The organism is Affinundibacterium baiyunense, assembly GCF_018139645.1.
Taxonomy (GTDB): domain Bacteria; phylum Pseudomonadota; class Gammaproteobacteria; order Burkholderiales; family Burkholderiaceae_D; genus Undibacterium; species Undibacterium baiyunense.
Window position 1 is genome coordinate 142,042 of sequence record NZ_JAGSPM010000006.1, and the last position, 14,757, is coordinate 156,798.

A 14,757-nucleotide genomic window follows, 5' to 3' on the forward strand; every position below is an offset into this window, starting at 1 on the left:
CCTTGTATTTTTATTCGTTGGTGCAGCCAAGAACTTCTTCTAAGCTGGTAAGCCCTTGACGCACTTTTTGTAAGCCTGAGCGGCGTAGACCTTTGACCCCTTCCGCCTCAGATTGCTGGCGAATCTCGAGGCTGGTGCCATTTGCTAGAATGATTTTTTCAATTGCTTCAGTAATTGGCATAATTTGATAAATACCAACCCGTCCTTTGTATCCAGAGCCGCTGCATCGCTCGCAGCCGACTGGCCCATAGGGTTTCCAAGTGCCGTCTAATTCTTCTTCAAGAAAGCCAGCTGCCAATAGAACTTCATCCAAAATTTCCACAGGTTTTTTGCAAGTGCATAAACGCCGCGTCAAGCGTTGAGCCGTGATCAGAATGACCGACGATGCGATATTGAAAGGCGCCACACCCATATTCATTAACCGCGTTAATGTCGATGGTGCGTCATTGGTATGGAGTGTAGAGAAAACCATGTGACCAGTTTGTGCTGCTTTAATAGCAATATCCGCTGTTTCTAAGTCACGAATCTCACCCACCATGATAATGTCAGGATCTTGGCGCAAGAAGGACTTGAGTGCGACTGGGAAGGTTAATCCTGCTTTGTCATTAATATTGACTTGGTTGACACCTGGTAAATTAATCTCTGCTGGATCTTCTGCGGTAGAAATATTGATCCCCGGTTTGTTGATCACATTTAAACACGTGTATAGCGATACCGTTTTACCTGAGCCAGTTGGGCCCGTGACGAGCACCATGCCGTATGGGCGTTGAATTGCGTCTAATAAAATCTCTTTTTGATCTGGATCGTAGCCGAGCGCATCAATACCCATTTGCGCCTGCGACCCATCCAAGATACGCATTACGATTTTTTCGCCGAATAGCGTTGGTAGTGTGCTCACACGAAAATCAATCGCTTTACTCGCTGATAGAACGAGCTTCATACGACCATCTTGAGGGACGCGTTTTTCAGAGATGTCTAGCTTCGAGATGACTTTAATACGAGAGACTAATTTATCTTTGATTGCTAAAGGAGGTTGTGCAATTTCGCGTAATTCCCCGTCAACGCGGAAGCGAATTCTGTAGAACTTTTCAAACGGTTCAAAATGTAGATCAGACGCCCCCATATTGATCGCGTCAACCAACATCTTTTGCAAAAATTTAACGACTGGAGCGTCATCAATTTCAGCTGCTTGGGTGTCTACTACGCCGGAGTTGAGATCTTCTTCTTTAAATTCGATGTCGTAGTCGTCGCCAGCTAAATCAGAAATCGATTGTTCTGATGTTTTGCTGATTTTATCAATCAGTTTTTGTAGCAAGTCATGCTGAACGATCACAATATCGACGCTGAGACCAGTTTGGAACTTTATTTGATCGATGGCGACCGTATTGGTTGGATCGGAAATGCCGATGGAAACTTTGTTTCCTTTTTTAGATAAAGGGATGACGCGTTGAGATTGCATCATCTTTGCGTCAATGATCTTTTCTGGCAACATCGACTCATCGAATACACTTAAGTCCAGCTGCGGGTAGCCAAAAGTTTCAGAACAAAAAGTCGCTAAATCGCGCGCGTTGATGGCGCCATTTTGTAGCAATCCATCCAAAAAATGGGATTTCTCAATTTGTACCTTTTTCTGTATCGCATCAAGTTGCGCAGCGGTAAGCAAATTTGCTTGTGCTAAAGCACGCGCTAAGCCCGAGGCAGGCTGAATCGAAGCCGAATTTGGTGGGACAGCTGACATAATTTTTTATAAGGAAAGAAGAGGTATCAAAGCTTGCTTTGTGATAATGCAACTAAGTAAGACTTTTGTAAACAGGGATATTGCTTCACGTGCATATGTTTACCCAGTAATTGTTGAGGGATTTAGCATCAATTAGCTTACTTTTGTCGTGAACTTACTTCAATCTGCCAGAGATGCGTCCGGCTGTGCTATTGAGTACATGATATTAAATTGGGTCTACGAACACCTTGCAGTGTCGTATAAACACGATACAGCGAGATAGAACTTGATGATCTCCAACAGCGCTTCATTAATGCCAAAAGCTGGCTGCAGAAGAAATGCACGCGCCGTCTTTATGCTCGGCGCGTGACAATTTTGGTGCGGCTTGGTATGCAGAAATCCAAGGTTGCCGAAAGTAGTGTCGCCTAGTGATTGCGATTCACTGCAAGACTGGCGAGGTCGAGTAAAGCCTGTTTAAAAGGTGTATCGGGTAAATCTTGCACCGCTAGTGCAGCTTGTTCTGCCGCCTTATCTGCTTGCGTTTTGGTGTAGGCCAAGGCTCCAGATTGTGTAATCGCGTGCAATATGGCATCGAATTTTGATTCATCGCCTTCTTCTATACATGCTTTCACTAATGCACGTTCTTCTGCGCTGCCATTTTTCATCAGAAAGATCAAAGGTAAGGTTGGCTTACCTTCGCGTAAGTCATCACCTACATTTTTCCCGATTTCTTCCGCTTTACCAGAATAGTCTAAAACATCGTCAATAAGTTGGAAGGCGGTACCTAGTGAACGTCCATATTCGCCAGCTGCCGAAATTTGCGTTGGACTTGCTCCACTAATCAACGCGCCGATTTCCGCAGCGGCTTCGAATAGCTTTGCTGTTTTGCAGCGAATCACCTCTAAATAGCGCTCTTCGGTGACATCTGGATCATGCATGTTCAGTAATTGCAAAACTTCACCCTCGGCAATTACATTTGTCGCATCTGCCAAAATTTGCATAATTTGCATGCTGTTGATAGACACCATCATTTGAAACGCGCGTGAGTATAGGAAATCGCCTACCAAGACAGAAGCAGCATTGCCAAATAAGGCGTTTGCAGTTTGTCGTCCACGTCGCATTGACGATTCGTCAACTACATCATCATGCAATAGGGTTGCGGTGTGAATGAATTCGACAATTGCAGCTAAATCGTAGTGGTACTTGCCTTGGTAGCCATAAGCATTTGCCATCAGTAGGACCAACACGGGGCGTATGCGCTTGCCGCCCGCATTAATAATGTATTCAGAAATTTGACTAACAAGCGCTACATCGGAATGCAACTGTTGGCGTATGACCAAGTTCACTGCATCCATTTCAGGAGCGATTAGTTGATTAATAGAGTTTTGGTTGGGCGTGGCAGACAAGGGCGTATCCTGCAATAGCAAAGTTAAAATGTGGCGTGATTATACGATGTCAGAGGAGGGCTGCACAAAAACTCAGAAAAACCAGCAGAGTTTTACTCACCTGAAATCAGCATTTTTCATAGAATCTTGTCACACATCAAAGACTTTCATTCTAGTAAATCAGCGATCTATGGGATTACTTGATCAAGTTAAGCTAAGTCAAAACCCTAATTGTTTCCTTTGGGAATTAAGTGAACTATCCGTCTTGTTGATTTTTGATTGTAGTGTTTCGATTGAATGAAAGAAGATGAGATTTATGCATTGTCGCTGGATAGTTTTGTACTTGGTCGGACTGACTTTTTTATTTCTGAGTGCGCAAGCACACGCGCAAAAACCGCAAGTTGTTGGCTGGATTCCAGTCTACGGCGTAGAAAAATCTATGCAAGCCTTGCAAGAAAATCCCCATATAGCGAAAGGACTCACACGTATAGGACTGCAGTTTTGGAATCCATCTCCAGACGGCAAAAGTGTAGTGTTGGCACCCGTCGACAAAAGTGGGCGACGTCTGATGCCAGCGGATGTGAAGAGAGTTATTGCATGGGCTAAGCGGCATCAAATACAAGTTTTATTAACCGTATATAACAATTCGCAGGTATTGAATCATTGGGATTGGTCTCTTGCACAGCGTGCATTTCGTGATCACCCCAATGAATTTATTGCTTCTTTGATTGCCGTGATGAACGAATACAGCTTAGATGGTGTGGATTTGGACTTGGAAGGAGAGGGTGATTTTGAAGGCGATCGGGCTTCTTATGCGAAGTTTGTGCGTAGTTTAAGTGCAGCTTTAAAGAAACAGCAGAAATTATTGACGATAGATAGTTTCCATAGTCCTTGTGCGAACGCACCGAATATGGCGTGGTGGGGGGATTGGTTGGGCTATGTTGATGCAATTCATAGTATGGGCTATCAAGATCTTTATGAAGGTAGTACCGCAAGTTTTCGACCCGAAGGTAAAACCGTGTGTGAAAATGGTGCCGCAATCTTTCGATACAGTTGGCAATTGGCATATGGTCAGCGTTTGGGATATCGCGCTGATCAAATCGTAATGGGCTTTCCAACTTGGCTAGCGAAGTGGGGTGAGGGTGGCTTGGGTGCAACGATTAGCGCGCATTTACGCGAGGTTGAAGTGCTGGGAGCCGGTGTCGCATTGTGGGATTTGCAATTAAGTGCAGCGGAATGGCGAACCCCGCAATCTTGGGCGCAATTGCAAAGGCTAAGATCTCACAAGTCTAGAGTTAGATAAATAGTTACAAACCGTAAGACACAGATGCTGAAATCTCGCTCTAACTTAAGCTTAGTATAGTCTTGCTGCTGAAAATTTACGCAAAAGTCTTTGACCGACGTCGGCAAGCTATGTATAATCCGCAGTTCCCTTGATTTTTTGTTGGCGATGTCAAAAAAGAGTTTCAGGGAATTCCTATTATTTATTTGATGAGGTTTCACATGTACGCGGTCATAAAAACCGGTGGCAAACAATATAAAGTTGTCGCTGGTGAAAAACTTAAAGTAGAACAGATACCTGCAGACATTGGCTCCGAAATCACCATTGATCAAGTACTCGCTATGGGTGCTGGAGAAACAATTAAGTTTGGTACTCCATTGGTCGCAGGTGCTACGGTGCTGGCTAAGGTAATCGACCACGGTCGTCACGACAAAGTTCGCATTTTCAAAATGCGTCGTCGTAAGCATTACCAAAAGCGCCAAGGTCATCGCCAAAATTACACTGAACTGCAAATCGTTTCTATCAACGGTTAATTTTAACTGTTCATTAACGTAAGCAATTTCACTAGATTTCAAGGAGCTATTAAATGGCACATAAAAAAGGCGGCGGCACCACGCGCAACGGCCGTGACTCAGAGTCAAAACGCTTAGGCGTTAAAGTTTACGGCGGCCAAGCTATCAATGCTGGCGGTATCATTGTTCGTCAACGCGGTACAAAAGTACACGCAGGTGAAGGCGTTGGTATGGGTAAAGATCACACTTTGTACGCTTTGGTAACAGGCAAAGTACAATTTGTAATCAAAGGCGCATTGAAGCGTCAAACAGTAACAGTTGTTGCTGCTTAATTTAAGCTGACAACTTGCTGTAAGCGCAAGCTTAAAAAAAGGCTCTGCCATAGGTAGAGCCTTTTTAGTTTTCAGAATAGGTACGGGAGATAAGTTGATCCCTACTCAGTTAAATGATGGTATGAATCATCGATGCTGGTAGTAATTGCTACTAGCTTATTTTGTCTTAGAACATTGTCTATTGCTGCGAGCGAAATAAAGCCGCACAATAAATTGTTCAGACTCTCAATTCGTAATTGCCCAGTGTTCGGTGTGAAGCGCGTCTGTTTAATGTAGATGCCACCAAAAGAAAGACTGGGATTCAAGGCTGAAAAGCCCTTTCGTTTAGGCGGCAAAACATGAAATTTATTGACGAAGCAAGAATCGAAGTCATTGCAGGTGATGGCGGCAACGGTGTTGCCTCTTTCTGCCGTGAAAAGTTCCGTCCATTTGGCGGCCCCGATGGTGGTGACGGTGGCAAAGGTGGCAGTATTTATGCCGTTGGCGACCGTAACATCAACACACTAGTTGACTTCCGCTACTCCAAATTACACAAAGCCAAAGATGGTGAAAACGGTCGTGGCGCAGATTGCTACGGCAAAGGTGCAGACGATATTCGTTTGCGTATGCCAGTTGGTACCTTGATTGTTGATCGCAATACCGATGAAGTCATCGCCGATATTACCGAACACGGCCAAGAAGTTTTGTTGGCGCGTGGTGGTGAAGGTGGCTGGGGCAATATCCATTTTAAATCCTCGACGAATCGCGCACCGCGTCAGCGTAGCGATGGTAAAGAAGGTGAACGTCGCGAACTCAAACTTGAATTGAAAGTCTTGGCCGATGTGGGTTTATTGGGTTTGCCGAATGCGGGTAAATCAACTTTCATTACGGCAGTGTCGAATGCACGCCCGAAAATCGCCGATTATCCATTTACCACTTTGCACCCTAACTTAGGTATGGTTCGCGTTAGTCACGAAAAGAGTTTCGTGATAGCGGATATCCCAGGTTTGATCGAAGGTGCAGCGGATGGTGTTGGTCTCGGCGTACAATTCTTGAAGCACTTGCAACGTACTGGTTTGCTGTTGCATATCGTCGATTTGGCTCCGTTTGATGAAGGTGCAGATCCGGTCAAAGATGCGAAAGCCTTGATCAAGGAATTGCAAAAATACGATGAAACACTGGCAGACAAACCACGTTGGTTAGTGTTGAATAAACTTGATGTGTTGAGTGAAGAAGAACGTAAAAAACGTGTTAAGGATTTCGTCAAGCGTTTCGGTTGGAAAGGCCCTGTGTTCGAAATCTCTGCTTTGAGTCATGAAGGTTGCCAAGCATTGATCAATGACATCTACGTGCATTTGGAAGAAAAACGCACGGCCGAGCAGCGCTCGCAAGAAACCCAAATGAAAGAAGAAGCGCAGGGAATTTTGTCGATCGATCCAGATGATCCACGCTTTAAAGTGATTGATTAATCTCTGATTAATCGTACTTAATTTGATATAAAAAGAGCCGACTTGTTCGGCTCTTTTTGTTTTTAGTTTGACGATAAGTGTGTTTGTGTGCTTCGTTCGGAATAAAATTCCGCAAATTAAAATAAATCAGAATAATGTATAATTAAAGTCATTAAATTCCGAATGAAAATTAATTTATTATTCTCATGCAATCTCAAATTCAAAACGCCAAGCGTATCATCATTAAAGTCGGTTCATCTCTAGTCACGAATGAAGGTCGCGGTCTCGACCGGGTCGCGATTGCCAATTGGGCGCAACAGATTGCTGCTTTGCGCGATCTTGGTAAAGAGGTCGTTCTAGTTAGTTCGGGGGCGATTGCTGAGGGGCGTCAACGTTTGGGTTTTGAGACGCGACCTACCGGCGTGCATGAGTTACAGGCTTGTGCTGCTGTAGGTCAGATGGGGCTGGCACAGATTTATGAGACGAGCTTTCGTGCGCATGGCTTAGGAACGGCACAAATCTTATTGACCCATGCAGATTTAGCAGATCGTGAGCGTTATCTAAATGCACGTTCGACCCTCACAACCTTGTTGGGATTGGGGATTGTTCCTGTGATTAATGAGAATGACACCGTGGTCACGGATGAGATCAAATTCGGTGATAACGATACTCTCGCTGCATTGGTGGCGAATTTAGTCGAGGCGGATGCCCTCATTATTTTGACCGATCAACGTGGGCTTTATACAGCTGATCCGCGCAAAAATCCTGATGCCGAATTTGTTCATCAGGCGAGGGCTGGTGATGCGGCTCTGGAATTGATGGCAGGTGGTGCTGGAAGCCAAGTTGGTACTGGCGGTATGCTGACAAAAATTATTGCAGCAAAGCGTGCTGCACGTTCTGGTGCACATACGGTAATTGCGTGGGGGCGAGAGCAAAACGTGTTGGTGCGCTTAGCCAAAGGCGAAGCAATAGGCACGGAATTACGATCCGATATGGCACCATTAGCCGCGCGCAAACAATGGATGATGGATCACTTGCAAACTTCAGGACAATTCATATTGGATGCAGGTGCGGTGCTTAAATTGCGTGATGAAGGCAAGTCTTTATTGGCGATTGGTGTCTGTGAGGTACGAGGTGAGTTTGGACGTGGTGCAGTGGTCAGTTGCATTGATGAGCAAGGTCGTGTAATTGCAAAAGGCCTGACTAATTACACTAGTGGTGACGCGCGCAGAATTATGCGCCGAGCTTCGGCTGACATCGAAAGTATTTTGGGATTTGTTGAAGAACCTGAGTTGATTCACCGCGACAATCTTGTCGTCATGTAGGCCATTGCTAGGTCATTTGAGACTGTTACGTGATTTCCACAAATGTGTTTGACGTGAATTGTGTGAGTCAGACCGATCACACACAATTCACGCTTTAGCTTATTTGCCTTAATCGGTGACTATGCGATTGCCGCGCGGTCACTACGGTATTTATTTTTTCAAGCATTCCGACATAAACTTTTTGCGTTCATCGCCTTTCATACCTTTTGCATCGGCGTTACAGGTTTTCATTTTATCTTGTTGCGTCGTGAGTTTTTTCTCTTCTACGACAGGCTTTGCGGACAAGCATTCTTTCATAAAAGCTTTGCGTTCATCGCCTTTTTTTCCTGTGGCATCTTTGTTGCAAGTCACCATCTTGGATTGTTGAGCTGTCACGGCTTGCGGCGCAGCATGGGTGAACGCGATTGGGCTCAAGAGAGCGATAGCGCAAAGTAGTTTTTTCATGTAAGGCTCCAATAACTAGAAGAATCGATTGATCAAGTTGGCTTTAAAAATAGTAAGACTAAGTTGTGACAACTAAATGACAATAGCGGACTGAGATACGAAAGGCAATTCGCTTTACTTTATTTTACGTTTGGTGATTTGTCTGTCTTTAAGCGAACATAAATTGCATCTACTTCTTGTTGATAGCTGGAGGAATTACGTATGCTTTTGATGGCATTCCAAATCGCATCAAATCGTTTTGCATCTTTTTGATAACGATGTCGACTAATCGCTAAATAAAGTGGTAGAGACGTGTAAGTAAGCGGATGAATTTGTAGAAGTTTATTGAACTGTAAATCTTGTTGCACGAGAGATTGGGCTTCGACCCCAGGCAAAATGGCGACTTCTGATTCACCTGCTGCCAATAAGCGTAGTCCTTCATGCACGGTGCGAACCTCTCTGATTTTATAGCCCTGCTTGCTCAGTATATTGCCGATTAAATAGCCGCGTTGAACAAGTATGGGGGTATTCACGTGACGGAGGTTTTTGCCATCCCATGTGACGGCAGTATCTCGTCGCAGAAAAATGCGTGTTTGATCAACATGTAGTGCGCTATCAACATCGATTTTGCCTTCAGGTGAACGCGGATACACGCTAAATTGTTGGCGTTCTTCAGAAAACGCAGCGCCAAAGTAACCATCGAGCACACCGTTACTAACTTCTTCCTGACAACGCTTCCACGGTTTTGCAATAAATTCGAAACGTTCCCCCAATCTTTCTTCTACACGTTTTAATAGTTCTATAGTCAAGCCACTACCATCTGGTTTAGTCCAAGGGAATTGCAATTCATCTTCAAAGCAAAACTTTAGATGCGTTTGCGCGCCTGACGATGCGTAAACAAAGTTTGAAAGCATCAGTACTAAGCTTAATGGTAGAAACTGATAGTGGATCTTCATGTCTTATTTGTCATGAATGAGGTTTCTCGAACTTACTTGCAAACGATGTTCGCACAGACACGGAGACTATGCAACGATAGGTGTTTGCGATGTTGTGATTTGTTTTTTTGAGCTGTCAAAATAATATGTTCGCATTGCCTTACTTCTTTACAACAGTTCGCGCTTGTTAGTAGCTTTGTGTTTGGAAGTCATGTAGATTCAGAGAAAATCACGGTTAAAAAATGCGAATGCAATCTTTATCGTGCTTATTGAATGAATCATTCCTGACGATGCTGATATGAATCATTGGAATACATTTGCTTTTTGTCTTCATAGTTGGCGCGAATTTGTTGCGTTCTTAGGATTGGTTGTCGTTTGTACGTTTCCAGCAGATGCGACAAAATCTCAGGCAGCAAAGTCAGTGACCTATGCTTGGGCTGCGTCGATGGCGGAGGATGAGCGCGGTCAATATCCAATTTCTTTACTAAAGCTCGCCTTATCGAAATCTGGTGTGGCATATGCAGCCAAGCCGAGCAAACATGATATGCCGCAATGGCGTACATTGCGCCACGTACAAATGGGTAAAGAGCTTGATGTGGTTTGGACCTTCACCTCTCCAGAGCGTGAGCGCGATTTGTTACCGATCCGCATTCCAATTGATCGCGGCTTATTGGGCTGGCGCTTACTTCTAGTGAATAGATCCGATTTAGATTATTTTGCACGACTAGAAAGTGCTGATCAGCTAAAAGCTTTACGCTCTGGGCAAGGGCATGATTGGCCTGATTTTCCGATTTTGCAAGCAAATGGATTTAACGTGACACCGAGCTCAAGTTATCAAGGGTTATTCGCCATGCTTGAGCGTGGTCGCATTCGTTACTTCCCAAGATCGGTCACAGAAATTCAAGCAGAGGTCGATGCTCATAAAAAGCAAGCATTCGCTATTGCCCCTCGGTGGGTCATTTATTATCCAGCTCCCTTGTATTTTTTTGTGAAAAAAGACAATCACGCTCTGGCACAAGCGATTGAACGAGGGCTGACTATCGCCATGAAAGATGGAAGTATGCGGCAGTTATTTGTACGGCATTTTGGGAACATGATTAAACAAGCACAGTTGGATAAGCGTGAAGTGATCACGATAAGAAATCCGCAATTGTCAGAGCAAACGCCGCTATTAAAAACTGAACTGTGGTTCTCACCGGTACTGGGATTTTAAATGGCAAATTCAGACTCTCTTCATCCAACATCCCACCGCCAACGCAAGTATCTAGGACATAAAATTGTGGTGGCGGTGCTGCTGTACACGCTGATTGTCGCCAGTCTTGTCACGGCAGTGCAAATCTATCGTGCCTATCAATCGGCCTTGGGTAATTTGGAGCAACGATTTACAGAAATCGAAAATAGTTATTTACCCAGTTTAGCGGCAGGCTTGTGGTCCGTAGACATGCCGAGAATCGATACCTTGTTAGACGGTATTGCCAAAATTCCTGATGTCGGTCGTCTGCGTTTGCGTGGCGAACTGAATGATGCATGGGAACGGCAACATCCAGAGCATCAGCAAATTCTGTTGGAACGAGATTTTAAAATCATCTATCGCGAAGGTGAAGATGCGTATGAGATTGGGGTTCTGCATGTCGAATTAATGGCAAAAGATATCCACGCGAGAATGTGGGAAACCGCGCAAAGCATCGCGATTACGACATCGGTTAGTTTGTTGATGTCTGCCTTGTTTGTTTTGTTTATTTTTCGACGTTGGATAGGGCGACACTTAGAAAAAACAGCAAGCTATGTGCAGCAACTTGAGTTAAATAATCTAGAACAGGAACTATTTTTAGATCGCCCCAATAGCGAGGAACATGATGAACTCGATTTGGTTGTCTACGCGATTAACTCTATGCGATCGAGAATTTATGATGATATGCGTAAGCGCGACATTTTAGATACTGAACTTGCACTATACCGCGAACAATTGGAGCAACTGGTAGCGGAGCGCACTGCCGATTTGCAATTGAAAACTAAATTGCTGGAACGAAAATCAGAAGAATTAGTTTTGCAAAATCGTGAGCTTGATGCCTATGCCCATACCGTTGCGCATGATCTGAAACAACCTGTCACCAATTTAATGGGCGCGTCTAATTTGCTGAACGCTGACAATCTAGAATTGTCAGCAGAGAAAAATCGTATGTTATTGATGAGTATTCAGCAATCCTCCATCAAGATGCACACGATAATTGATTCGCTACTACTGTTGGCGAGAGTTAGAAAAGATGAAAATCTGATTCTAGAGAAAATAAGTTTAGAGCATACCGCACGCGAAGCTTGTCAACGCATGTCTGCACTTGCTATCGAAAAAGGGGCACAAATTCGGTTTTCGGGACATTGGCCACGTGTTGTGGCAAATGAACAGTGGACCGAAGAGGTTTGGGTAAATTATCTCTCGAACGCAATTAAGTATGGTGGTGTTCGACCACAAATTGAGATTGGTGTCACTGATTTGGCGAATGGCTTTGTAAAGTGTTGGGTGAAAGATTCGGGTGCTGGATTAAGCCTCGAGCAACAAGAGCAATTGTTTAAAACCTTCGTTCAATTTGGACATAGTTCCGCGGATGGACATGGACTAGGCCTGTCTATCGTGCAGCGTATTGTGTACAAACTGGGTGGTGAAGTTGGCTATGATGCCGCTCTGCCTAGCGGTAGCGTCTTTTGGTTTACTTTGAGGTCTGCTTAGATTTGTTTTTTATCGAAACTAGGACTTAGTTTGATAAATGAATTTGCAAAAGTTAACGATTTCGGTGTAGCTGCGAGATACTTTGTTGATTAATATTTTCCCGTGTGGAAATGTTTTTATTTGCGATTAAAATTTAAATTCAGACAAGATGGATATTGAGTCCATCAGATTTACCTTCAAATCCATTGTCTAATCAGGAGGAATGTATGTTGCGGAATTTGACAATTAAAGCCAAGCTAATCATTAGTTTAGTGATACTAAGCTTGGTTGCTTTGCTGATTGGTTTTGAGGGATTTGTTGCACTGAATCGTAATAACAGCTCGATTAAAACGATCTATGATGATCGTTTGATCGCCTTAAGTCAGTTAGATAGTGTAATTCGTTTGATTCAACGTAATCAGATCGCTATTTCACGTGCAGCGGTTGAATCGCCAGAACAAATTAAACTTACTTTAACCGAGGTAGAGGACAATCGAAATCGAGCTAACAAAGTATGGGCTGAATATATGGCGACCTTTTTGACGCCAGAAGAAAAAGCGATGGCACAAGATTTTGAACGTAAGCGAGAAGCGTTTTTAACACAAGTGTTGGAGCCTGCAGTGGCGGCTCTAAAAAATGGTGATAACGAAACAGTGAAACAAATTGTCACTGGTAAGCTTGGTGAGGTATTTCTTCCTGTACGAGAAGTCATGAACAACTTGATTCAATTACAGGCTGAAGTTGCAAAAGCGGAGTATGAGAAATCTCAGAAGGCATTCGAAAATTTCAAGTTGGTAACCATAATTAGTCTTGTACTCGCACTCGCTATTGCGATCGGTATGGGAATCTGGCTCATGAATAGCATTGTTAAACCAATTCGTGAAGCCGTCATGGTCGCAGAAACGGTCGCTGCTGGAGATCTAACTAGGAATATTGATGATAGCTCTAACGATGAGTTGGGTAGCTTATTACAAGCTTTAAAAAAGATGAGTGATAGCTTGAGTGTCATTGTGAGTCAGGTGCGCGCCGGAACCGAGACTATCGCCTCAGCCTCAAGTGAAATAGCGGCGGGTAATCTTGAATTGTCTTCGCGTACTGAGCAACAAGCTAGCTCACTCGAAGAAACTGCAGCGTCAATGGAGGAAATAACTTCCACTGTGAAGCAAAATGCGGATAACGCTAAGCAAGCAAATGTACTGACAGGCTCTGCTTCTGAAGTCGCGGAGCGTGGCGGTCGCGTGGTTTCTCAGGTAGTGACGACAATGAGTTCGATTAATGAATCGTCCAAGAAAATTGTCGATATTATTAGTGTCATTGATGGCATTGCTTTCCAAACCAATATTTTGGCATTGAATGCCGCAGTAGAAGCAGCACGAGCTGGTGAACAGGGACGAGGCTTTGCCGTAGTCGCTTCGGAAGTACGTAGTCTGGCACAACGTAGCGCAGCGGCGGCGAAAGAAATTAAAGAGCTAATTAATAATTCGGTTGAAAAAGTCGAGGCTGGTTCTTCATTAGTTCATCAGGCTGGCGATACCATGAATGAAGTGGTCGAAAGTGTGAAGCGCGTCAGTGATATTGTTGCAGAAATCACCGCAGCCAGTTCAGAGCAATCGACCGGTATCGATCAAGTCAATCAGGCAGTCATACAGATGGATACAGTGACGCAGCAAAATGCCTCACTCGTCGAAGAGGCGGCGGCAGCGGCAGAAGCGCTACAAAATCAAGCTAGCAAATTGGCAGACTTAGTCAGCATATTTAAAGTCAACTCAAGTAATGCATATCAAAATACTAGCCAATTCGGCGGCCAATTGCGTTTGCGTGCTTGATCGGGCTTATTGAGAATTTGATTCAGACATAGGTGGTGAACCAGCTTATTTGATTGCTGCTGGATAGCTACTAACTAGTATTTAATCGCGCCCATATTCCTTACTATGGGCGCATATTTTTGAAGACGAGTAAGCGATTGTTTGCTGGCATCTCGATATCTTGCTGCAAGCTGAATTGGGTTTGTTTTGCCAGTTCTTGCATATCTGCGATATCTCTAATTCCGCGATGGGCTGCTTGCAATTTTAAGGCCGCATCAAATTCGCGATTGCTTTCACTGGTGAATTGACCCGCGTAATTGAAGGGGCCATAGATAATAAAGAGTCCACCTTCACTAAGAATCTTACTCGCCCCTGTAAACATGCACTGCACTTCGTGCCAGTGCATGATATGACAGGTATTCGCGGTGAATACCGCATCGGCAATTTGCGCTGGCCAACTCTTGCTTCCAACGTCTAGCGAGATTGGTGCAAGAACTCTGTCATTAGCCGCGTCATTTATCCACGCTTGAATGCTAGCGTGGTTCTCTTCGCGATCGCTGGTTTGCCAAACTAGATGTGGTAAGTGATGGCTAAAATAAACCGCATGCTGACCTGTTCCGCTACCAATTTCTAATACCTTGTTGGCTTGATCTAAATAAGTTTTAAGTTGTGAAAGAATGGGCTCTTGGTTTCTTTCACAAGCTGGAGAAAATAGTTTAATGGCTTGCATAGCTGAGTAGAGAAATGTGCAGTGATGTTGAAATGCGTTTTTTTAATTGAATTAGTCTAATGAGCAAGTTAGTTTAGTCGCACTAAAATCGTGCAAAGTATCTTGGATAAACCACTTTGGGCAGGATGGCAAAATCAGTTACGCATTATGTTGTATCTAGGTGGACTTAAATTGACTTCG

13 protein-coding genes are annotated in these 14,757 nt (G+C 44.1%); 8 read left to right on the top strand and 5 right to left on the bottom strand.

Annotated features, from left to right (window positions below):
* Positions 1 to 10: 10 nt before the first annotated feature.
* Both pilB and ispB read right to left on the bottom strand, forming a co-directional pair.
* Positions 11 to 1,738 (bottom strand): type IV-A pilus assembly ATPase PilB, encoded by a 1,728-nt coding sequence (gene pilB / locus KDM92_RS11365; protein WP_212684511.1) that lies wholly within the window; start codon positions 1,736 to 1,738, stop codon positions 11 to 13.
* A 404-nt stretch (positions 1,739 to 2,142) separates the two neighbouring features.
* Positions 2,143 to 3,123: an octaprenyl diphosphate synthase gene (ispB, locus tag KDM92_RS11370; protein ID WP_212684513.1), complete on the bottom strand. Its 981-nt coding sequence runs from the start codon at positions 3,121 to 3,123 to the stop codon at positions 2,143 to 2,145.
* 286 nt (positions 3,124 to 3,409) lie between these two features.
* Between ispB and KDM92_RS11375 the strand changes: the two genes are divergently transcribed.
* The 5 genes from KDM92_RS11375 to proB all read left to right on the top strand — a co-directional run bounded on the left by KDM92_RS11375 (position 3,410) and on the right by proB (position 7,980).
* The gene (locus KDM92_RS11375) at positions 3,410 to 4,405 is read left to right on the top strand and encodes a glycosyl hydrolase family 18 protein (protein WP_212684515.1); all 996 of its coding nucleotides are present in this window, start codon (positions 3,410 to 3,412) and stop codon (positions 4,403 to 4,405) included.
* Between the two features lie 200 nt (positions 4,406 to 4,605).
* Positions 4,606 to 4,917: a 50S ribosomal protein L21 gene (gene rplU, locus KDM92_RS11380; RefSeq protein ID WP_189346156.1), complete on the top strand. Its 312-nt coding sequence runs from the start codon at positions 4,606 to 4,608 to the stop codon at positions 4,915 to 4,917.
* 53 nt (positions 4,918 to 4,970) lie between these two features.
* A complete protein-coding gene (gene rpmA / locus KDM92_RS11385) occupies positions 4,971 to 5,228 on the top strand; it encodes a 50S ribosomal protein L27 (protein ID WP_189346155.1) in 258 nt (85 codons plus the stop codon).
* Positions 5,229 to 5,566: 338 nt separating this feature from the next.
* Positions 5,567 to 6,676 (top strand): Obg family GTPase CgtA, encoded by a 1,110-nt coding sequence (gene cgtA, locus KDM92_RS11390; RefSeq protein WP_212684517.1) that lies wholly within the window; start codon positions 5,567 to 5,569, stop codon positions 6,674 to 6,676.
* A gap of 185 nt (positions 6,677 to 6,861) precedes the next feature.
* The gene (proB, locus tag KDM92_RS11395; protein WP_212684519.1) at positions 6,862 to 7,980 is read left to right on the top strand and encodes a glutamate 5-kinase; all 1,119 of its coding nucleotides are present in this window, start codon (positions 6,862 to 6,864) and stop codon (positions 7,978 to 7,980) included.
* Between the two features lie 150 nt (positions 7,981 to 8,130).
* Here the strand turns inward: proB and KDM92_RS11400 are convergent, their stop codons facing one another.
* Together KDM92_RS11400 and KDM92_RS11405 are read right to left on the bottom strand one after the other, a co-directional pair.
* Positions 8,131 to 8,424, bottom strand: coding sequence for a PsiF family protein (locus KDM92_RS11400; RefSeq protein WP_212684521.1), 294 nt, complete (start codon positions 8,422 to 8,424; stop codon positions 8,131 to 8,133).
* A gap of 119 nt (positions 8,425 to 8,543) precedes the next feature.
* Positions 8,544 to 9,317: a substrate-binding periplasmic protein gene (locus KDM92_RS11405; RefSeq protein WP_212684522.1), complete on the bottom strand. Its 774-nt coding sequence runs from the start codon at positions 9,315 to 9,317 to the stop codon at positions 8,544 to 8,546.
* 319 nt (positions 9,318 to 9,636) lie between these two features.
* Here KDM92_RS11405 and KDM92_RS11410 point away from each other — a divergent pair, with 319 nt between their 5' ends.
* From KDM92_RS11410 to KDM92_RS18875, 3 genes are all read left to right on the top strand, one after another.
* Positions 9,637 to 10,551, top strand: coding sequence for a type 2 periplasmic-binding domain-containing protein (locus tag KDM92_RS11410; protein ID WP_212684524.1), 915 nt, complete (start codon positions 9,637 to 9,639; stop codon positions 10,549 to 10,551).
* On the top strand, positions 10,552 to 12,063 hold the full coding sequence (locus KDM92_RS11415) for a sensor histidine kinase (RefSeq protein ID WP_212684526.1): 1,512 nt from the start codon (positions 10,552 to 10,554) through the stop codon (positions 12,061 to 12,063).
* A 206-nt stretch (positions 12,064 to 12,269) separates the two neighbouring features.
* A complete protein-coding gene (locus KDM92_RS18875; protein WP_212684528.1) occupies positions 12,270 to 13,868 on the top strand; it encodes a methyl-accepting chemotaxis protein in 1,599 nt (532 codons plus the stop codon).
* 103 nt (positions 13,869 to 13,971) lie between these two features.
* On the opposite strand, the gene KDM92_RS11425 is transcribed toward KDM92_RS18875, so the two are convergent.
* The gene (locus tag KDM92_RS11425; RefSeq protein WP_212684529.1) at positions 13,972 to 14,577 is read right to left on the bottom strand and encodes a DUF938 domain-containing protein; all 606 of its coding nucleotides are present in this window, start codon (positions 14,575 to 14,577) and stop codon (positions 13,972 to 13,974) included.
* Positions 14,578 to 14,757: the final 180 nt, after the last annotated feature.

Coding starts and splice junctions, on each gene's coding strand:
- pilB (WP_212684511.1), bottom strand. CDS start 1,738: ATGTCAGCTGTCCCACCAAATTCGGCTTCGATTCAGCCTGCCTCGGGC.
- KDM92_RS11375 (WP_212684515.1), top strand. CDS start 3,410: ATGAGATTTATGCATTGTCGCTGGATAGTTTTGTACTTGGTCGGACTG.
- rplU (WP_189346156.1), top strand. CDS start 4,606: ATGTACGCGGTCATAAAAACCGGTGGCAAACAATATAAAGTTGTCGCT.
- rpmA (WP_189346155.1), top strand. CDS start 4,971: ATGGCACATAAAAAAGGCGGCGGCACCACGCGCAACGGCCGTGACTCA.
- cgtA (WP_212684517.1), top strand. CDS start 5,567: ATGAAATTTATTGACGAAGCAAGAATCGAAGTCATTGCAGGTGATGGC.
- proB (WP_212684519.1), top strand. CDS start 6,862: ATGCAATCTCAAATTCAAAACGCCAAGCGTATCATCATTAAAGTCGGT.
- KDM92_RS11400 (WP_212684521.1), bottom strand. CDS start 8,424: ATGAAAAAACTACTTTGCGCTATCGCTCTCTTGAGCCCAATCGCGTTC.
- KDM92_RS11405 (WP_212684522.1), bottom strand. CDS start 9,317: ATGCTTTCAAACTTTGTTTACGCATCGTCAGGCGCGCAAACGCATCTA.
- KDM92_RS11410 (WP_212684524.1), top strand. CDS start 9,637: ATGAATCATTGGAATACATTTGCTTTTTGTCTTCATAGTTGGCGCGAA.
- KDM92_RS11415 (WP_212684526.1), top strand. CDS start 10,552: ATGGCAAATTCAGACTCTCTTCATCCAACATCCCACCGCCAACGCAAG.
- KDM92_RS18875 (WP_212684528.1), top strand. CDS start 12,270: ATGTTGCGGAATTTGACAATTAAAGCCAAGCTAATCATTAGTTTAGTG.
- KDM92_RS11425 (WP_212684529.1), bottom strand. CDS start 14,577: ATGCAAGCCATTAAACTATTTTCTCCAGCTTGTGAAAGAAACCAAGAG.